Genomic DNA, 272 nt, shown 5'->3' with positions numbered 1-272 from the left:
GAAAAGTTTTTCCACCTTTTGGCTTTAATATCTCAATAAGTGGAAAGTTTTCCACTTATCACCAATGATAAGTGGACCGCTCCGCGCTCCACTTATCGGCCAGGCTGTTGTCCCTCACACCATAATAGGTCCACCTATCATGGCGTTCGAGCCGACTCCAGTTCTCGGCCCATAAAATAAAAACCATTTTCTGGCCCTGCGAGCTTCGCGGCTCAACAGCCTGGCCGTTATAAGTCAAAGGTTATTTAGTATGCTCATTGATATTCCAGATG

The organism is Dethiosulfatibacter sp., from assembly GCF_983023055.1.
This window is presented reverse-complemented; position numbering follows the sequence as displayed.